The sequence below is a fragment of the Paraburkholderia bannensis NBRC 103871 genome (assembly GCF_000685015.1).
Taxonomy (GTDB): Bacteria; Pseudomonadota; Gammaproteobacteria; order Burkholderiales; family Burkholderiaceae; genus Paraburkholderia; species Paraburkholderia bannensis.
Genome location: NZ_BAYA01000009.1, coordinates 1 through 18,839, shown reverse-complemented (window position 1 = coordinate 18,839; position 18,839 = coordinate 1). Strand labels below are relative to the sequence as shown.

Below are 18,839 nucleotides of genomic sequence, written 5' to 3'. Positions count from 1 at the left end.
GTATACGCCGCATTGGGGCGTCGCAGCGTCAGTCCGGGTGCTACTCTCAAAAAACCAGGTCGGCCATTGGGTCTGCCTGGTTTTTTACTTTTCGGAGACACCCATGCGAACGCGAGCAGTACTGACCGACGAAGATGTGATCCGCGCAGCCGATGCAGCCGTCGCGCACGCCCGCGCAAATGAATGGAACGTGACGATTGCGATTGTCGACGATGGCGGCCATCTGCTGTACCTGCGCCGCCTCGATGGCGCGGCGCCCGTTAGCGCCGAGATCGCCCACGGCAAGGCGCGCACGGCCGCGCTGGGCCGCAAGGAAAGCAAGGTGTACGAAGAAGTCATCCGCCAGGGCCGCACGGCATTCCTGAGCGCGCCGCTCACGGCGATGCTCGAAGGCGGCGTGCCTATCGTCGTCAAGGGCGACGTGATTGGAGCGGTGGGTGTGTCGGGCGTGAAGTCCGACCAGGACGCGATGATCGCCCAGGCCGGCATCGCCGCGCTGCGCATCGAATAAAGAAGGGGTTTACGAGTAGGGGGAGGTCGCGGTTATAATCGCGCCTCGGTATCGCCGAATCAGATCGTGCCCGCACGTTGATTCACATAAACGCGAACCGCCGCTGCCTTCCCCATGCAGCAAAGCAACAACGGCAAAAAAGCAAAAGCCGCGGACTATGCCGCGGCGCTCGCCCAGGACGGCAACGCTTCGCGCGCCGCTCCCGTTGATACAGGTGAGAACAAAAAAATGGCTTGGCTTGCTATGACGGCCGGCTTGAAGCTTGAAGGATGTATGCACGAAGGGGTCTAGATCTCGCGTGCAAGCCGTCGTTGCTGGCTACTGCCCAACGCCTCTCGATGGAGGCGGTCCCCACAATACCCGGTACTAAAACTAGAACCTCACTTGGTGAGAATCAGCTTGCCCAATCGCGTGGCGCGCAGCTGATAGGTCTCGCCGTTGTGCAGGATGCTCACATGGCTGCGGCCTTGCAGCAGGGCCGTGCTGTCCAGCGAGCGCTCGCTGCTGGCGGGCGTGCTGCTGGCCGGTTCGGTGCTGTGACGCGTGACGGCGGCGGGTGCGATGGCCTTCGGCGCTCGCGGGCCGGTCAACGCGGAGCCCGAACGGCGCAGGCTAAGTGTTGATGAGCGGTTGAATTCAGTCATGAACGTGACGGTTGGTCTGTGTCTCGATTCGATGGATGAATTCTAAATGATAATTGTTCTTATTTTCAATTGCGATAAATTCATCGAAAACGGGTAGCGATAGCTTTATGCCTGTTGCACCCGCGCGTCCCTGAAAAAACAACGCCCGGCGCGGGGCCGGGCGTGATGGGGTGAGCGAAATTCAGTGCAGCGGCGCTTCCGGCTCGCCCGGGCCCTGCACGTACTGGCGAATCAGTCGCACGGTGTCGATATCGGACTCGCGATAGGCCGACTTCACGATCTCCGAGGTCTCGTGCTCCTCGCCGGACTCGGCGGTCGGCAGCGTCGTGCGGTACTCGAAGCGCAGGAACAGCTCCAGCGGCTCCGGTTGCTCGATTGTCATCGTGAGCGAGCCGCCCACGTATTCGGCGGTCGCGAGGATGTCGTAGCGCACGCTCTCGTTGGGCGTGAGCGTGACGCGGTCGCGCACGGTGGCGTGGCCGTAGTGCAGCTCGCGCTCGAGCGTATTGGCTTCGCGCGTGAGGATCTCGCAGCTATCGAGGCCCAGCACGAAAAGTTGCGGCTGCTCGGCGCGCAGCACGAGGCCCTCCCAGAGCTGCTCGCGCGTCATCGGCTGCACGAGCGGATTCGTCGGGTCGTTGATCTGGATGAGGTGTTCGAAATTCAAGGCGACAGCTTCCTGTGATGTCCGTGCTTGTCCGTGCGCACTCACGCGGCGACGAGGCCCGAGCGGATATGGATGGTGTTCGTGAGGATCTTATGAACCGGGCAGGCGTTGGCGATCTGCAGCAGTCGTTCGCGCTGCTCGTCCGAGAGCGGGCCTTCGAGCCCGATCTGGCGATCGATGGTCGTGCCTTCGCTGCCGGTTTCCATCGACAGTTTCACGCGCACGCCTTCGAGCGGCCACTCCTTGCGCTGAGCGTACATCTTCAGCGTGATTGTGGTGCAGGCGCCGAGGCTCGACAGCAGCAGCGAGAAGGGCGTCGGCCCGCGGTCGCCGCCGCCGAGCGAGGCCGGTTCGTCGGCGATCCACGTGTGAGTGCCGTCGTCGAACTGCACCTGATAGTTCGTCGAGCCAATGTGTGCGGTGACTGCGGTGTCGGCCATGCGCTCCTCGCGGACGGAACGGTTGAGTGGAATCCGCCGCGCCCGGACAGGAAGTCCGGTGCGCGGCGTCAAAAACCTTATTGTGACAAAAAGCGGCGATCGTTGTGGGCAAGCCTCGGCGCGCATAGCGCGTGCCGAAGCTTGCTAAACCGCTACGTTCAGTGCGAGATCTGCCCCATGCGCCCGGCCTGGTAATCGAGCACGGCCTGGCGGATCTCCTGCTCGGTGTTCATCACGAACGGGCCGTAGCGCACGACCGGCTCGTTGAGCGGCAGCCCGCCGATCAGCAGCACTTCCACCGGCTCGCTCGCATCGGCGGGCGCTTCGATCGTCACGGTGTCGCCGTTGCCCGCGAACGCCACCATCTGCTGCGCGCCAATCGACTCGCCTTCGGCGCCTTCAGCACCATAGCGCGCCGTGCCCGAAATACCGTACGCGAACACATTCCACGCCGACGGCACCGGCTGCTCCACGCGCGCGCCGGGCGCGAGTGTGAAGTGCAGATACAGGATAGGCGTGCGCGTGTCGATGGCGGCCTTCGCGCCCAGCGATTCGCCCGCGATCACCTTGACCGTGGCCTTGCCGTCCGCCGAGCGGCCTTGCGGAATGCCTGCGTGCGGCATCTCCTGATAGCGCGGCGCGATCATCTTGTCCGTGGCCGGCAGGTTCACCCACAACTGCAAGCCGTGCATGCGGCCGCCCGTGCGCGTGAATTCGGGGTCAGGCATTTCGCTATGAATGACGCCCGAGCCCGCCGTCATCCACTGGACGTCGCCGGGGTTGAGCGTGCCCGAATGGCCCGCCGAATCCTTGTGGCCGAAGCGGCCCGCGAGCATGTACGTGACGGTCTCGAAGCCGCGATGCGGGTGGTCGGGCGCGCCCTTGGCCGCGCCGGGCGCGTAGTCGGTGGGCCCCATCTCGTCGAGCAGCAGGAACGGATCGAAGTCCATCAACTGACGGGTAGGGAAGGGACGATGAACGACGAACCCACCGCCCTCGGTGGTGCGAACGGCGGGAAAAACGTGGGCGATCGAGCGGACGGCCGACATGGATATCACCTCGAAAAAATGGGAATTGAGCGATATGCGAAACAAACCGCTATTATAGGTAGCCGATTTGGCCTGTTTGACCGCCTGATCGCAATGGATTGTCCCATCGCTGGAACGACGACATGAAAATCGATTCGCACAACCTGAACGACCTGATGTATTTCTCGCAGGTCGTCGAACACGGCGGATTCTCGGCGGCCGAGCGAGTGCTCGGCATTTCCAAGTCGCGGCTGTCGCGCCGCGTGAGCGAACTGGAGGCGTCGCTGGGCGTGCGCCTGCTGCAACGCTCCACGCGCAAGCTCGCGCTGACCGAGGCGGGCGAGCTGTTCTACCAGCACTGCCGCGCGATGCTCGCGGAGGCGCAGGCCGCCGTGAACGTCGTGCAGTCGCTGCGCTCGTCGCCGCGCGGCACGGTGCGCGTGAGCGTGCCGGTCACGCTCTCGCAGACCATCTTTTCGCAGATCATTCCCGAATTCATGCATCGCTTCCCCGAAGTGCGGGTGGTGATGCGCGTGACCAATCGCGTGATCGATCTGTTCGAGGATTCCGTCGATATCGCGCTGCGCGTGCGCTCCGAGCCGCCGCAGAACGCCAACATCGTGGTGCGCCCGTTGTGGCGCACCGAGCAGATGCTGGTGGGCGCGCCCAGCCTGCTCGCGCAGAACGCGCCGCCGCTCACGCCCGACGATCTCACCCGCTTCGAGACGCTCGATACGCCCACGGGCGACGGCCGCCATGTGTTCCACCTGATCGCGCCGGACGGCACGCGTCATTCGCACGAACACGAGCCGCGCCTCATCAGCGCCGACCTCACGACGATCCGCGAAGCCGCGCTGCAAGGCCTCGGGATCGCTGCGATGCCGGAGATGATGTACGGCGCCGCGCTGCGCTCAGGCAAGCTCTCGCCGGTGATGCCGGGCTGGACGCTGCCGGTGCCGCAGCTCTATGCGGTGTTTCTGTCGCGCCAGGGCATGGTTCCGGCCGTGCGCGCATTTGTCGATTACCTCGTCGAGGTGCTCGACGCCGACAAGAGCCTGCAACAGGAATGCCCGCTTAAAAGCGATATCGACGCATTGATCGCGAAGAACGGTATCGAGGCGCAGCGCGCCAAGGCCGTGAGCAATATCGAAACGGCTTGATGGCCCGCGCGGCTGCGACGCGCGAGAGCTTTGCGAACATGCACGCATGTTCGTTTGTATGAAGGCTTGTACCGGTTAGCGGCGTGTTTGCTTTTTGGCATTTAAGCGCCGCCGGCAATCGTTACTTTCAATGGCCGAAGTCTTGAAGCCGGGGAGCGAGAGGAATATATTGAAGTCCTCTCGCCAAGCACCGGTCTTGTGCGGGAATTGATGGCCGCTATCATAGTGAGCCTTCAGGGCCGTAAGCGCAGTCCGTGTCCAACACGGCAGTCGCATGTGCCGACGTGAACCGAGCGATTGTCGGGGAGTGTCGCCACCGCCCGAATGCGCCGCGTGCGCTCAAAAAAAGGCCTTCATCCGACGATGGAGGCCTTTTACTTTGTACATCGATAATTCGGCATCCGAATCAATCGGCGCAAAAGAAAACGCGCGGCCCTGGAGCCGCGCGTTTCGCATCGCGCATGCGCTACAACGTAGCGCAGTGCTGCTTACTTATGCGCCGGATCGGTCACGAAACCGAGCTTCGTGAGGCCGCCGCTTTGCGCCGCCGACATCACCTGCGCCACCTTCTCGTACTGCACCTTGCGGTCTGCGTTCAGGTGCAGCTCCGGCTGCGGTTCCTGCTGGGCGGCCGCCGCGATCTTCGCGTTGAGCTGTTCGTCGCTCACGGCATTGCCGTCCCACAGCACCGTGCCGTCCGCTTCGATCGAAATATTGATCTGCGCGGGCTTGGTGTCTTCCTTCTGGCTGCTCGCGTGCGGCAGGTCGATCTTCACGGCGTGACGGATCACGGGGATCGTCACCATGAAAACGATCAGGAGAACCAACATGACGTCGACGAGCGGCGTCATGTTGATTTCGTTCATGAGGCCATCGTCGTCGTCGCTGGCAAAAGGGCTCATCGCCATGTTGCTTGCCTCCGCGGATTAATGGTTGCGTGCGGCGACGCGCAGGTTGCCGGCGTTGCCGCCCTTGGCCGTCGACGACAGGCGTGCGCCCGTCACGAAGAAGGCGTGCAGGCCGTGCGCGAAGCGGTTGAGCTTCGTGACGATGGCCTTGTTGGCGCGCGTGAGCGCGTTGTAGCCGAGCACCGCCGGAATCGCGACGAACAGGCCGAACGCCGTCATGATGAGCGCTTCGCCGACCGGGCCCGCGACCGCGTCGATCGAGGTCTGGCCCGATGCGCCGATCGAGAGCAGGGCGTGATAGATGCCCCACACCGTACCGAACAGGCCGACGAACGGCGCCGTGCTGCCGATCGAGGCGAGGATCGCGAGGCCCGACTGCATCTTCGCGACCGACTCGTCCATCGTGTCCTTCAGGCAGCGCGTGACCCAGTCCGACACGTCCATGCGGTCGTGCAGATGCGGTTGCGTCTGGTGGTGGTGATCGGCGGCTTCCTGGCCCGAGAGGGCGAGGGCGAGGAACGGATTGTCGTCGCGCGTGCCGCTACCGAGCTTCTTCACGCCGTCCGCGAGATCGTCCGAGTGCCAGAACTGTTGTTCGGCGTTCTTGGTCTGGCGCTTCAGGCGCGCGACGTTCCAGCCCTTCACGACGATCACGCACCACGACAGCACCGACATGATGAACAGTGCCAGCGCGATGCCGCGCGTCACGAAATCCCCTTGCGCCCAGACGTGGGCGATACCGTAGTTCTGCATGCTTTTTCCTTTAATTCAATTCATCAAAACAGTGTGATTCTCATTCAGGCGCGCGAAGCTGGCCGCGCGCCCGACACCTGTGCGTCAATCGTGCAGGCTGAAATCGAAGGGCTGCGTGTACGCTGCGCGCACCGGCTGGCCGTCCTCCAGGTACGGCTTGCAGGCACTGCTGCGCATGGCGTCCATCGCGGCGTCGTCGAGGCGGCTGTAGCCGCTGGACTTGCGCAACTCGATGTTTTCGATCTTGCCGGTGAGGCCCACCACGAAGTGCACGAGCGCCGTGCCGGTCTCGCCGCGGCGCTTGGAGAGCGTCGGGTAGTCCGGCTCGACGATGCGGCAGTCGAGGTGCGAAACGTTCTTGGGCGCGGACAGCGCCATCACGGGCTTGGCCGGTGCGGCCGCGGCCGCTTGTGGCGGCGGGGGCGCGACCGGGGCGGGCGGCGACGGATCGGCGGGCGCGGGCGTTTCGATAGCGTGCTGCGAGGGCGCGGCGGCGACCGGTAGCGGCGGCGTGGGCGTCGGCTTTTGCTTCGGCTGGGCCTTGGGCTTTTCGCGTTTGATGGGTACCGGCTTGGGCGGCGGCGGAGTCGGCGTGGACTGGATCGCGGCCGGCGCGGCGACTGGCTCAGGCTTGAGCAGCTCGGCCGTGATGGCTTGCGATTCGAGTGCGATGGGCTTGGCGTCGTCGTGGTGCGTGAGCACGACGGCGATGAGCGCGGCGTGCAGCGCAAGGACGATCGCCGTCGCGATTACGACACGGCGATTCGTGCGTAAGGCGGGGAAGGTCAGCGCGTTGGCGGTGGTTTGAGAAGCCTGCATGTTAGCGTGGCCGCCCTGTAATCGACGGCGCACAAGGCAGACAACGCGTCGCTACGGGCAGCTTTATGGGCGAAAGATCAACAGCGAGATGCACACGGTGGTCACAAATCCGATCAGCAATTCCATCCCGTCCTCCAGAAAAAGGTGCGAGCGGTAGCTGGCTGGTCGTGAAACTGGCTTGCTGTCGGCGATAAAGCGCTCGGTTATCTGAGCGTTTTTGCGGCGCGCGCCTCAGCAGGCTTGAAACGCGCACCACGGAAAAATCAGGCGGCCTTGCGCTCGTAGAACGTCATCGGCACGACGTGCGGCACGGCGACGACCGGGTGAGCGTGGTGATGCGTCACGCCGCAACGGCTTGCACAGACACCGCTTTGCGCCATCACGTCGCGAACAGATTCTTCGCACTTGCCGCAGCAGGTCGCGACGCCGAGCTCGAATTGCAGCTCGTCGAAAGAGTCCATGCCCTCGGCAATCGAGGCACGGATCGTACGGTCGGAGACGGACTTGCACACGCAGACAATCATGATGGAGCGCAATAGAGAGAGTTAATGCGAATTATTATCATTATGTTTGGCTCGTTTGGCAAGCACTTGGCGAGCATGCAGTCGGAATTTTTGTAACAAAACCGGATGCTTAGCAGGGATTTTGCTCTGGATCAGCCAGACGGCAGATCGGGGCGCGATCGCACAAGGCCGTGGCTAGCGCCCGTCAGGCGGGGCCAGATGGCGAAAGACGGGTGTAAGAATGGGGGCGGAACGGGCGACCGAAAAGGCGCCGGTTGGTACGCCTGTTGTATTCAGGCAGCGTCGGATTCGAGCTCGCGGGTGCGGCGCGAAGGGATCTGGACGCGTTCGACCGGCGCATCGATATCGAGCAGTGCAGCGGCGAGCGCGCGCAGGTGCGTGCCGTCACTGGTCGAGCAAAGCCGCACGTCGGCGGCGGCGGCACGGCCGGTCGTCGCAGGCCGCAGGCCGTGCTGGTCGAGCACGCGTTCGAGCTGGCGCGCAATGGCCACGCTGGTATCGATCAGCGTCATGCGCTCGCCGACGATCGAGCGGATCGCCGCATCCAGAAACGGATAGTGCGTGCAGCCGAGCACCAGCGTGTCCGCGCCCGCGTCGAGCATCGGCTGGACGTAGCCGCGCAGCAGCGCGACGAGTGCCGGCGAATCGATGTCGCAGCGCTCGACCGCTTCCACCAGACCGTGGCCGGGCTGGCAGAGCACGCGCAGGTCGTCGGCGTGGCGCTCGACCAGCGCCTGGAAGCGCGCGCTGCGCAAGGTCACCTGGGTGGCGAGCACGCCGGCCACACGCGACTTCGACTGCTGTGCCGCGGGCTTCACGCCCGGCTCCACGCCCACGAGCGGGATCGGCAGGCGCGCGCGCACGAACTCGATCGATTGCGCCGTCGCGGTGTTGCAGGCGACCACCAGCGCCTTTGCGCCCTGCGCCACGAGCCATTCGCCGATCGCGAGCGTGCGGTCGGCGATGAAGTCGTCGTCGCGCTGGCCATAGGGCGCATAGCGCGAGTCGGCCACGTAGACGATCCGCTGCTCAGGCAGGTGCGCACGCACGGCGCGCAGCACCGAAAGGCCGCCCAGCCCGGAATCGAAGATGCCGATGGGCGCGACAGGCGTGGCGCAGTCAGGAGCCGGATGGTTCACGTGAGTCGGAAACGGAGAACGGGAGAGGGTACAAAAGGGTACAAAAGGGTACTTAAGGTACTGAAAAGCTGGCGTTGCGAAGGCCGCACCCACGGGAGCGCGGGTGCGGCCGTACAGCAATCCGGGATCAGGATTCTACCGAACCCATCATGGTCTGCTGATAATTCTGGATGCCGACCTTGCCGATCAGGTCGATCTGCGTTTCGAGCCAGTCGATGTGCTCTTCGGTGTCGTCCAGAATCTTCGTGAAGATTTCACGCGAGACGAAATCGCGCACCGATTCGCAATAAGCGATGGCTTCCTTGCAGGTGCCCTGGGAGATGTACTCGAGCTTCAGGTCGCATTCGAGCACTTCCTGGGTTTCTTCGCCGATCAGCAGCTTGTGCAGATCCTGAAGGTTGGGCAGGCCGTCGAGCATGAAAATACGTTCGATGAGCCAGTCTGCGTGACGCATTTCGCCGATCGACTCGTCGTATTCGTGCTTGCCGAGCTTTTCGAGGCCCCAATGCTTGTACATGCGGGCGTGCAGGAAGTACTGGTTAATCGCGGTCAGCTCGTTCTTGAGCTGCGCATTCAGATATTCGATGACTTTCTTGTCGCCTTGCATAGTTTTTCCTTCCTTGTGGGGGCGTGCAGGTTTTAACACTGGGATCAAACAATAAACGCTCAATACACAAAAGCCAAGACACAATCTGCGTCAAATTGCAGCCAAATCCAGCTATTTGCAGCGTGCTGAGAATTAGTCTCAGTACGTTTCGCGTTACTCAAATAAAAACCGGGGCGCTGGGCCCCGGTTTTCTAGTTCGGCGTTGCTATTGAGCGCCGATTATCTCTCATATCGAGAATCATCAAGCGATCAAGCCGTCGCGACCGGAATCTTGCCGATCTTCGCCTGCCATTCGGCGGGGCCGGTCTTGTGAACCGACGTGCCCGACGAATCGACCGCGACCGTCACCGGCATGTCCTGGACGTCGAACTCGTAGATGGCTTCCATGCCGAGGTCTTCGAACGCCACGACCTTCGAGCCGCGGATCGCCTTCGACACGAGGTACGCCGCGCCGCCCACGGCCATCAGGTACGCCGCCTTGTGCTTCTTGATGGCGTCGATGGCGACCGGGCCGCGCTCGGCCTTGCCGACCATCGAGATCAGGCCCGTCTGCGAGAGCATCAGGTCGGTGAACTTGTCCATGCGCGTGGCGGTGGTGGGGCCTGCCGGGCCGACCACTTCGTCGCGCACCGGATCGACCGGGCCGACGTAATAGATCACGCGGTTCTTGAAGTCCACCGGCAGCTTCTCGCCCTTGGCGAGCATGTCGGCGATGCGCTTGTGCGCGGCGTCGCGGCCCGTGAGCATCTTGCCCGAGAGCAGCAGCGTCTGGCCCGGCGTCCACGAAGCGACTTCTTCCGGCGTGAGCGTGTTCAGGTCGACGCGCTTGCTGGTTTCCGTGTTCGGTTCCCAGTTGACCTTCGGCCATGCGTCGAGCGACGGCGCTTCCAGCTTCGCCGGGCCCGAGCCGCCCAGCACGAAGTGGGCGTGGCGCGTGGCGGCGCAGTTCGGGATCATCGCGACCGGCTTCGAAGCCGCGTGCGTCGGCGCTGCGTGAATCTTCACGTCGAGCACGGTGGCGAGGCCGCCCAGGCCCTGCGCGCCGATACCGAGCGCGTTGACCTTCTCGTGCAGTTCGACGCGCAGTTCTTCGATCCAGTCCTTCGGGCCGCGCTTGATGATGTCCTGAATGTCGATGGACTCCATCAGCGATTCCTTCGCCATCAGCATCGCCTTTTCAGCGGTGCCGCCGATGCCGATGCCGAGCATGCCCGGCGGGCACCAGCCTGCGCCCATCGTCGGCACGGTCTTGAGCACCCAGTCGACGATCGAGTCGGACGGGTTGAGCATGACGAACTTCGACTTGTTTTCCGAGCCGCCGCCCTTGGCCGCGACCTGCACGTCGACCTTGTCGCCCGGCACGATCTCGTAGTGGATCACGGCCGGCGTGTTGTCCTTGGTGTTCTTGCGGCCGCCTTCGGGCGGCGACACGATCGACGCGCGCAGGACGTTGTCCGGGTTCAGGTAACCGCGGCGCACGCCTTCGTTGATCATGTCGGTGACGCCCATCGTCGCGCCGTCCCAACGCACATCCATGCCGACCTTCACGAAGATCGTGACGATGCCCGTGTCCTGGCAGATCGGGCGGCGGCCTTCGGCGCACATGCGGCTGTTGGTGAGGATCTGCGCGATCGCGTCTTTCGCGGCCGGACTCTCTTCCAGCTCATAGGCGCGGCCAAGCGCTTCGATGTAGTCCTGCGGATGGTAGTAGCTGATGTACTGGAGCGAATCCGCAACGCTCTGGATCAGGTCTTCCTGCTTGATGACGGTCATGGCTAGCTTCTATGGGGACGGGGTGATTCGAACTGTGGAATTGTGTTTTGACCTGGCCGGTTGGCGTCCGGCTCTATCTATCTAATCTGCTTCAGCAGCCTCGCGCACCGCCGTCGGCACCGGATGGCGCGCGGCGAGATCGTGATAGTGCTCGGGATGCGTATGCGTGGTGATACGGTCGATCCAGGCCATCACCAGCGCGGACAGCAGGAAGGCGATGTGAATGGCCACTTGCCAGATCACGGTGCGCTCCGAAACGGCGTCCGGGTTGATGAAGGTTTTCAGCAGATGAATCGACGAAATGCTGATGAGCGCCATCGCGAGCTTGACCTTCAGCACGCCGGCGTTCACATGATCGAGCCATTCGGGCTCGTCGGGATGGCCTTCCAGGCCCATGCGCGACACGAAAGTCTCGTAGCCGCCGACGATCACCATGATGAGCAGGTTGGAGATCATCACCACGTCGATCAGGCCGAGCACGGCGAGCATGATGCTCGTCTCGTCGAGCGACATCGCGTGGGTGACGAGGTGCCAGACTTCCTTGATGAAGAGTACGCAGTAGACCGTCTGGCCGACGATCAGGCCCAGGTAAAGCGGCACCTGGAGCCAGCGGCTCATGAAGATGATGCTGGGCAGCACGCCCATGCGGCGGCGAGGCAGGGCGAGGGCGGCGGACTTCGCGGCGGGCGGCTTGGGGCGTGCGGCGGACATGGGCGTTTCACGTAGGGCGGAAATCGGGCGAGGCCCACGCTGCGCCGGGCGCGCCGCGCCGAGTCTCAGAAGGCCCGCGCCGTTCGCGCCGCAGCTCCGCAGGGGGCCGGGCGGGCGCTATTGTAACGCGTCGGCGCGACACTTCGCCGCGATCCGGACAGCCAAACTTTCAGGGTCATTACACGATTTCAGGACGACGCGCCGGAAGCCCCATCACGAGGCGACGGGCGGCACGCGTTTGCCCTTGAAGCTCGCGAGCGCGATGCCCGCGACCACGCAGGCCAGCGCCACGCCATGCGCGGGCGTGGGCCGTTCGCCCAGAAACACCATGCCGTAGACGGCGGCGGCCACCGGCAGCACGGCCGTGAAGACGCCCGCGATGCTGCCCGGCACGTGACGGATGCCCATCATCCACAGCACGAACGAGAACACGCTGGCCGACAGCCCGTACCACAGCACGAGGCCCCAGATGCCGGCCGGCACGCTCGCGTAGTCGAACGAGAACGCGCCGGACAGCCCCACCGGCAGCATCAGCAGCAGGCCGAACAGATGCGTGTACGCGCAGATTTCGAGCGGCGCGAGCGTCTGCGTGAGACGGCGCGAAAGGATCACATAGAGCGATTCGCAGCAGACCGCGCCCAGCACCATCAGGTTGCCGGCGAACGAGCCGGGACTGGCGGCGCTGGCATCGACATGCGCGAGATTGATGACGGCAATGCCCGCGATCGCGAGCGCAATCGACGCGAAGGCGCGCGCATCGGGGCGCTCGCGCAGGAACAGCCACGAGAACAGCGCGACCACGGCGGGAATCGTGCTGGTGATGACGCCCGCGGCGACGGCGCTGGTGCGATGCACGCCGCCGAGCATCAGCAGCGTAAACCCGAATGTACCGAAGAGCGCCTGCAGGAACAGATTGAGCCATTCCCCGCGCTTCACGCGGCGCATGCGCGCAAGGCGCAGCAGGGGCCACAGCACGGCGAGGGCGATCACGAAACGCAGCAGCGCGAACAGCTCAACGGGCAAATACGCAACGATCGTTTTGCCGATGCCGACATTGCTGCCCACGAGCAGCATGGCGGCGACGAGAAAAAGTGAATGACGGTTCAAGCTGGAATCCTGGCGCTCAGATCAGTTAGCATTCTAAATGGCCGTTTAAGAGGTCGCTATCGCGAGACCGTTGCCAGGCGCGCGCCAGATCGGTGCGCTGCGTAAGTAGCGGGTAAGTTGCGGCGCTTAATCTTGCACGGACGCGAACCGATGGACAGGCGCGAGAGTCCATGCTGGACGCAACAAAGAATGGCAGCACAGAACCGCAGCAAAGAACCGCCGCCCGCGCTCAAGCCGCAGAGGGCGCGGCGGCAAACAGGAGACGGCGCGCGCAGGCATCGACGATGCCGCACGCGTCCATGAGTTTGACGTTTCATCTTCACCAAGGGGTTGTCGATGTCTGCGATTGAATCGGTTCTTCAGGAACATCGTGTCTTTGCGCCGTCCGCGCAAACGGTGGCAAACGCGACGGTGTCCGGCATGGACGCCTACAAGGCGCTCGCCGCCGAAGCCGAACGCGATTACGAAGGTTTCTGGGCGCGTCTCGCGCGCGAAACGCTGAGCTGGCAAAAGCCCTTCACGAAGGTGCTCGACGAATCGAAAGCGCCGTTCTACACCTGGTTCGAAGACGGCGAACTCAACGCCTCGTACAACAGCCTCGATCGCCACGTCGAAGCGGGCAACGGTGAGCGCGTCGCCATCGTCTTCGAAGCCGACGACGGCACCGTCACCAACGTCACCTACAAAGACCTGCTCGCGCGCGTCTCGCGCTTTGCCAACGCGCTCAAGGCGCGCGGCGTGAAGAAGGGCGACCGCGTCGTCATCTACATGCCGATGTCGGTGGAAGGCGTGGTGGCGATGCAGGCCTGCGCGCGCATCGGCGCGACGCACTCGGTGGTGTTCGGCGGCTTCTCGTCGAAGTCGCTCAACGAACGCATGGTGGACGTGGGCGCGGTCGCGCTCGTCACCGCCGACGAACAGATGCGCGGCGGCAAGGCGCTGCCGCTGAAGAACATCGCCGACGAAGCCCTCGCCATGGGCGGCTGCGACGCCGTGCAGACCGTGTTCGTCTATCGCCGCACGGGCGGCAAGGTCGCGTGGAAGGAAGGCCGCGACCTCTGGATGCACGAAGCCGCGGCAGCGGAAAGCGACACCTGCGCGCCGGTACCGGTGGGCGCGGAACATCCGCTCTTCATCCTCTATACGTCGGGTTCGACGGGCAAGCCGAAGGGCGTCCAGCACAGCACGGGCGGCTATCTGCTGTGGGCCGCGCAGACCATGAAGTGGACGTTCGACTACAAGCCCGACGACGTCTTCTGGTGCACGGCCGACATCGGCTGGATCACGGGCCATAGCTACATCGCCTACGGGCCGCTGACGATCGGCGCGACCCAGGTCGTGTTCGAAGGCGTGCCGACCTTCCCGAACGCGGGCCGCTTCTGGGACATGATCCAGAAGCACAAGGTCACGCTGTTCTATACGGCGCCCACGGCGATCCGCTCGCTCATCAAGGCGTCGGAAGCCGATGCGAAGGTGCATCCCAGGAGCTATGACCTGTCGTCGCTGCGCATCCTGGGTACGGTCGGCGAGCCGATCAATCCGGAAGCGTGGATCTGGTACTACGAGAACGTGGGCGGCAAGCGCTGCCCGATCGTCGATACGTGGTGGCAGACCGAAACCGGCGGCCACATGATCACGCCGCTGCCGGGCGCAACGCCGCTGGTGCCGGGTTCGTGCACGCTGCCGCTGCCGGGCATCATGGCGGCCATCGTCGACGAAACCGGCCAGGACGTGCCGAACGGGCAGGGCGGCATTCTGGTCGTCAAGCGCCCGTGGCCCGCGATGATCCGCAACGTCTGGGGCCAGCCGGAGCGCTACAAGTCGGGCTACTTCCCCGAGGAACTGGGCGGCAAGCTGTATCTCGCCGGTGACGGCAGCGTGCGCGACAAGGAAAGCGGCTACTTCACGATCATGGGCCGCATCGACGACGTGCTGAACGTCTCGGGCCACCGCCTGGGCACGATGGAAATCGAGTCGGCGCTGGTGGCCAACCCGCTTGTGGCCGAAGCCGCCGTCGTGGGCCGTCCGGACGACACGACCGGCGAAGCCGTGGTGGCCTTCGTGGTGCTCAAGGCGACGCGCCCGCATGGCGACGAAGCCGTGAAGCTCGCCAACGAACTGCGCGCATGGGTGGGCAAGGAAATCGGGCCGATCGCCAAGCCGAAGGACATCCGTTTCGGCGAGAACCTGCCGAAGACGCGTTCGGGCAAGATCATGCGCCGATTGCTGCGCTCGCTCGCGAAGGGCGAGGCGATCACGCAGGACGTCTCGACGCTGGAGAACCCGGCGATTCTCGATCAGCTCGGCGAATCGCTTTAAGCGGATTGGCTCAATCGCTCAAGGACGCCGCGCGCTGCGCGGCGTTTTTGCCTGGTCGCTCGCGTCTCCTTCGCATTCCTCCCAATTGCCGCGCCAGCGCCTTTTTGCTACACAGGCGCATGGCCGTGCCACACACCCAACCGCACAACAACCTCAATCCCGCACCCGAGCCGCCGCCGGTCAGCCGGGCGATGGCGCTCGCGCATCGGCGTTACTGGCGCTTTAACCTCGCGCTGATCGGCGTGCTGATGACGATAGGCTTCGCCGTGTCGTTCGTCGCGCCACTCTTTGCGCGCGCGCTCGATACGGTGCGCTTTGCCGGCTTCAGCCTGTCGTTTTACATCGGGGCGCAAGGGGCGATTCTGGTCTACGTGGCGCTGGTGATCGTCTACATTGTGCTGATGCAGCGCGCCGACCGCGAATTGCAGGCCGCACGCGAAGCCGAAGACGCGATCCGCGACGCTCGCCAGGCGCCGCAACCATGAAGCTCGCGCATCGGCTGATCCGCTCCTACGCGCTCTATACACTCGGCTTTCTGGCCTTCGTCTACGTGATGGGGCGCATCGAACGCGTCACCGGCCCCGGCATGTGGATCGGCTACGTGTTCCTGTTCGTGCCGATCGCGGTCTATGCGGTAATCGGCCTGTTGTCCCGAACCTCGGATCTCGTCGAATACTACGTCGCGGGGCGGCGTGTGCCCTCGGTGTTCAACGGCATGGCAACGGCCGCCGACTGGCTTTCGGCGGCCTCGTTCATCGGCCTCGCGGGTTCGCTCTACGCAAGCGGCTACGACGGCCTCGCGTACCTGATGGGCTGGACGGGCGGTTACTGCCTGGTCGCGTTCCTGCTCGCGCCCTATGTGCGCAAGCTCGCGCGCTACACGATCGCGGATTTTCTCGGCACGCGCTTTTCCAGCAATCTCGTGCGCGCGCTGGCGGTGCTTGCGACGATACTCTGCTCGTTCGTGTATCTGGTCGCGCAGATCCAGGGCGTGGGACTGATTGCCGTGCGGTTTATCGGCGTGGACTTTGCGATCGGCATTTTCTGCGGGCTGGCCGGCATTCTTGTGTGTTCGTTCCTGGGCGGCATGCGTGCCGTCACGTGGACGCAGGTCGCGCAATACATCATCCTGATCGCGGCGATTCTGATTCCGGTGTCGTTGATCGCGCATCGAGATGGGCTCGGCTGGGTGCCGCAATTCGATTACGGCAAGGTCATGCAGCGCGTGGAAACGCTCGAACGCGATGTGCGCGATTCGGGCGCCGAAGCGAACGTGCGCGAGGAATATCGCCACCGTGCGGCGCTGTGGCAGTCGCGTCTGGATGCGCTGCCGCAGTCGTACGTGGAGGAGAAGACGCGCCTGGTCGATTCGCTCGCGGACTTGCGCCGCCACAATGGGCCACTGCGCGATATCGATTCGCTCGAACGCGAGGTCGCGCATTTCCCGCGCGACGCGGAAGCCGCGCGCGCGGCGTGGACGCAGCGTCGCGACGACCTGCTCGCGCGCGCCACGCCGCCCGTGCCGATGCACGAACCGTTTCCCGCCGAAAGCGACGACGCGCGGCGCATTCACGAGCGTAATTTTTTGTCGCTGTTGTTGTGTCTGTCATTGGGAACCGCGAGCCTGCCGCATATTCTCACGCGCTATAACACGACGACTTCGGTGGCGTCGGCGCGGCGGTCGGTGGGGTGGACGCTGTTTTTTGTCGCGCTGTTTTATTTGACCGTGCCAGTGCTGGCGGTGCTGATCAAGTTCGAGATTCTTTCGCACCTGGTCGGGCAGCACTTCGACGACTTGCCGCATTGGGTCATGCAGTGGCGGCGTATCGAACCGTACATGATCGGTATTTCCGATGTGAATAGCGACGGCATTGTGCACTGGAGCGATATCCAGATGCAGCCCGATATGGTGGTGCTGGCCGCGCCGGAAATTGCGGGGCTGCCTTATGTGATGTCGGGATTGATTGCATCGGGGGCACTGGCGGCGGCGCTGTCCACCGCCGATGGCTTGCTGCTGACGATTTCGAATGTGCTTTCGCACGACGTGTATTACCACATGGTCGATCCCAATGCGTCGAGTCAGCGGCGCGTGACGATGTCGAAGATTTTGCTGCTGGGCGTGGCGCTATTTGCTTCGTGGGTCGCTTCGCTCAATGCGGGGAATATTCTGTTTCTGGTGGGCGCGGCGTTTTCGCTGGCGGCTTCGAGTTTGTTTCCGGTTTTGGTATTGGGTGTCTTCTGGAAGCGGACGACGCGGCTGGGCGCAGTGGCGGGCATGGTGGCCGGGCTGGCTGTGTGCGTGTATTACATCGTTTCGACTTATCCGTTCTTTACGCAACTGACGGGTTTTGAAGGGGCGCGGTGGTTTGGCATCGAGCCTATTAGTTCGGGGGTGTTTGGCGTGCCCGCGGGGTTTCTGGCGGCGATTCTGGTGAGTCTTGTGGATCGCAAGCCGGATGAGTATACGGTCGCGCTGGTGGATTATATTCGGCATCCTTAGGGTTGCATTGCGGTATCGGATTTCGATACTTGTGGTGGTGCTTTTTTGAGCGAATTTGTCGGGATCGGTGGGCTGGGATGCGAAGCGCAAGAATGCGTTCTTTGCAACCAGACCCAACGGGATTCCCGATGATTTCCATTGCTGAACATCGCCATTCCAGCGTCAGCTTGAATGCGGCGACGCTGCTCGAAGTCGGCGACCTGGTTTTTATTCGCGTCAGGGCGCGGCCGTTTCTCGAAGTGTCGGCGGCGACGGCGTGCTGGAGCACGTGATTGGCTCCCAGGCCTTCTGCGCGCTCGCACGCAAGGTGTTGGTAACGGCAAAGGACGAGGGCTAGGAGCGACACATTCTGGCCCGCGCCAAGTCCACATCGCGCCGGACGATGTCGGCTTTGCCTATCCATGACCGTCCTTTTGTAGATTGATCCTTGTTCGAGCCCATACGCGGTGTCTTGACTGCACGCGCACGCGCACGCGCACGCGCGGCAGCAGCCGCTGACCTGAACTGAATCAAAGTAATCCGGTTCTGCGCGCAGGCGAAGCTCCTGTTTCGGATTTTTCTGATGGGCCGCCTGTCTGGCGCGATGGAGATTTACAGTTCCGTGGCCGCTTTCTTCCTGCACACCGGTATCCCGCAGCAATAACGATCAAAGCAAAGGAGCTGGCTCCATGCGTCGCCCGTTTCACGTTGTCCGCCTCGTTGTCTACCTGTGTGACCGCAAGCCGGGAGGCTACCCGGCATGAAGAACAAAAACATCTTTGGCGCGTGGTGGCCCGGCGCCCAGAAACGCACCATGACCGTGACCGGCCCCGCGCTGCCCGAACAGGCCGATGGCGAACCGGTCTTCGTGCTCAGCGCCATCAAGGGCGAGGAACGGCTTTCCACCGTATGCCAGTACGACCTGATCCTGACCACGTCGCTTGGCGTGCCTGAAATAGAGGCCGCGTCCCTCGACATGAAGGCACTCATCGGCACGGAACTGACCGTCACGATTGAACTGGAGGGCATGGGTGCGGTTGCGGGGGCGATGAACATCGGCGCGGGCGCGCGCGAGATTTCCGGCATCGTGACCGAGGCGCGCTTCCTCAAGCGCCTGAACCGCCAGTGCCAGTACGCGGTGGTGATCCAGCCGTGGATTGCATTGCCTGGAAAGTCGACTGATTACCGGATTTTCCAGAGAAAATCCGTTATCGAGATCGTTGAGGAAGTCCTTCAGGGCCTCATCTACT

Annotated in this window: 21 protein-coding genes; 8 read left to right on the top strand and 13 right to left on the bottom strand. The window is 63.5% G+C overall.

What is annotated here, in order from left to right; translation table 11 throughout:
• Nucleotides 1-103 precede the first annotated feature (103 nt).
• Together BBA01S_RS15390 and BBA01S_RS46835 are read left to right on the top strand one after the other, a co-directional pair.
• A complete protein-coding gene (locus BBA01S_RS15390; RefSeq protein WP_027817235.1) occupies nucleotides 104-511 on the top strand; it encodes a GlcG/HbpS family heme-binding protein in 408 nt (135 codons plus the stop codon).
• Nucleotides 512-625: 114 nt separating this feature from the next.
• Nucleotides 626-802 (top strand): hypothetical protein, encoded by a 177-nt coding sequence (locus BBA01S_RS46835; protein ID WP_156965959.1) that lies wholly within the window; start codon nucleotides 626-628, stop codon nucleotides 800-802.
• A gap of 89 nt (nucleotides 803-891) precedes the next feature.
• On the opposite strand, the gene hemP is transcribed toward BBA01S_RS46835, so the two are convergent.
• From hemP to BBA01S_RS15365, 4 genes are all read right to left on the bottom strand, one after another.
• Complete coding sequence (hemP, locus tag BBA01S_RS15380) at nucleotides 892-1,155, bottom strand: hemin uptake protein HemP (protein WP_027817234.1); 264 nt, start codon at nucleotides 1,153-1,155, stop codon at nucleotides 892-894.
• 181 nt (nucleotides 1,156-1,336) lie between these two features.
• A complete protein-coding gene (locus BBA01S_RS15375; protein WP_027817233.1) occupies nucleotides 1,337-1,822 on the bottom strand; it encodes an SRPBCC family protein in 486 nt (161 codons plus the stop codon).
• Between the two features lie 41 nt (nucleotides 1,823-1,863).
• Nucleotides 1,864-2,262 carry an OsmC family protein gene (locus BBA01S_RS15370; RefSeq protein ID WP_027817232.1) on the bottom strand — a complete coding sequence of 133 codons (399 nt, stop codon included), beginning with the start codon at nucleotides 2,260-2,262 and terminating at the stop codon, nucleotides 1,864-1,866.
• 158 nt (nucleotides 2,263-2,420) lie between these two features.
• The gene (locus tag BBA01S_RS15365; protein ID WP_027817231.1) at nucleotides 2,421-3,311 is read right to left on the bottom strand and encodes a pirin family protein; all 891 of its coding nucleotides are present in this window, start codon (nucleotides 3,309-3,311) and stop codon (nucleotides 2,421-2,423) included.
• Nucleotides 3,312-3,433: 122 nt separating this feature from the next.
• Between BBA01S_RS15365 and BBA01S_RS15360 the strand changes: the two genes are divergently transcribed.
• Nucleotides 3,434-4,450 carry a LysR family transcriptional regulator gene (locus BBA01S_RS15360; protein WP_042297289.1) on the top strand — a complete coding sequence of 339 codons (1,017 nt, stop codon included), beginning with the start codon at nucleotides 3,434-3,436 and terminating at the stop codon, nucleotides 4,448-4,450.
• Between the two features lie 488 nt (nucleotides 4,451-4,938).
• On the opposite strand, the gene BBA01S_RS15355 is transcribed toward BBA01S_RS15360, so the two are convergent.
• From BBA01S_RS15355 to BBA01S_RS15315, 9 genes are all read right to left on the bottom strand, one after another.
• A complete protein-coding gene (locus BBA01S_RS15355; RefSeq protein ID WP_027817229.1) occupies nucleotides 4,939-5,358 on the bottom strand; it encodes an ExbD/TolR family protein in 420 nt (139 codons plus the stop codon).
• An 18-nt stretch (nucleotides 5,359-5,376) separates the two neighbouring features.
• Nucleotides 5,377-6,111: a MotA/TolQ/ExbB proton channel family protein gene (locus BBA01S_RS15350; RefSeq protein ID WP_027817228.1), complete on the bottom strand. Its 735-nt coding sequence runs from the start codon at nucleotides 6,109-6,111 to the stop codon at nucleotides 5,377-5,379.
• An 84-nt stretch (nucleotides 6,112-6,195) separates the two neighbouring features.
• Nucleotides 6,196-6,930: an energy transducer TonB gene (locus BBA01S_RS15345; RefSeq protein ID WP_027817227.1), complete on the bottom strand. Its 735-nt coding sequence runs from the start codon at nucleotides 6,928-6,930 to the stop codon at nucleotides 6,196-6,198.
• 263 nt (nucleotides 6,931-7,193) lie between these two features.
• Complete coding sequence (locus tag BBA01S_RS15340; protein WP_027817226.1) at nucleotides 7,194-7,454, bottom strand: (2Fe-2S)-binding protein; 261 nt, start codon at nucleotides 7,452-7,454, stop codon at nucleotides 7,194-7,196.
• Nucleotides 7,455-7,726: 272 nt separating this feature from the next.
• Nucleotides 7,727-8,593, bottom strand: coding sequence for a glutamate racemase (gene murI / locus BBA01S_RS15335; RefSeq protein WP_027817225.1), 867 nt, complete (start codon nucleotides 8,591-8,593; stop codon nucleotides 7,727-7,729).
• A gap of 127 nt (nucleotides 8,594-8,720) precedes the next feature.
• Nucleotides 8,721-9,200 carry a bacterioferritin gene (gene bfr, locus BBA01S_RS15330; protein WP_027817224.1) on the bottom strand — a complete coding sequence of 160 codons (480 nt, stop codon included), beginning with the start codon at nucleotides 9,198-9,200 and terminating at the stop codon, nucleotides 8,721-8,723.
• 249 nt (nucleotides 9,201-9,449) lie between these two features.
• Nucleotides 9,450-10,973: a fumarate hydratase gene (locus tag BBA01S_RS15325; protein WP_027817223.1), complete on the bottom strand. Its 1,524-nt coding sequence runs from the start codon at nucleotides 10,971-10,973 to the stop codon at nucleotides 9,450-9,452.
• Between the two features lie 81 nt (nucleotides 10,974-11,054).
• Nucleotides 11,055-11,684, bottom strand: a complete 630-nt coding sequence (locus tag BBA01S_RS15320) for a TIGR00645 family protein (protein WP_027817222.1) — start codon at nucleotides 11,682-11,684, stop codon at nucleotides 11,055-11,057.
• Nucleotides 11,685-11,897: 213 nt separating this feature from the next.
• Entirely contained in the window at nucleotides 11,898-12,791 is an 894-nt protein-coding gene (locus BBA01S_RS15315; RefSeq protein WP_027817221.1) for a DMT family transporter, read from the bottom strand.
• Nucleotides 12,792-13,127: 336 nt separating this feature from the next.
• Here BBA01S_RS15315 and acs point away from each other — a divergent pair, with 336 nt between their 5' ends.
• The 5 genes from acs to BBA01S_RS41405 all read left to right on the top strand — a co-directional run.
• Nucleotides 13,128-15,110, top strand: coding sequence for an acetate--CoA ligase (acs, locus tag BBA01S_RS15310; protein WP_027817220.1), 1,983 nt, complete (start codon nucleotides 13,128-13,130; stop codon nucleotides 15,108-15,110).
• A 119-nt stretch (nucleotides 15,111-15,229) separates the two neighbouring features.
• Complete coding sequence (locus BBA01S_RS41410) at nucleotides 15,230-15,595, top strand: DUF4212 domain-containing protein (protein ID WP_042297285.1); 366 nt, start codon at nucleotides 15,230-15,232, stop codon at nucleotides 15,593-15,595.
• Nucleotides 15,592-17,610: a sodium:solute symporter family protein gene (locus BBA01S_RS15300; protein WP_027817219.1), complete on the top strand. Its 2,019-nt coding sequence runs from the start codon at nucleotides 15,592-15,594 to the stop codon at nucleotides 17,608-17,610. The genes BBA01S_RS41410 and BBA01S_RS15300 overlap by 4 nt, the downstream gene beginning before the upstream one ends.
• Nucleotides 17,611-17,738: 128 nt before the next feature.
• Nucleotides 17,739-17,882 carry a hypothetical protein gene (locus tag BBA01S_RS46830; RefSeq protein WP_156965958.1) on the top strand — a complete coding sequence of 48 codons (144 nt, stop codon included), beginning with the start codon at nucleotides 17,739-17,741 and terminating at the stop codon, nucleotides 17,880-17,882.
• Nucleotides 17,883-18,349: 467 nt separating this feature from the next.
• On the top strand, nucleotides 18,350-18,839 hold a 490-nt coding region (locus BBA01S_RS41405), incomplete at its 3' end, for a contractile injection system protein, VgrG/Pvc8 family (RefSeq protein ID WP_042297283.1).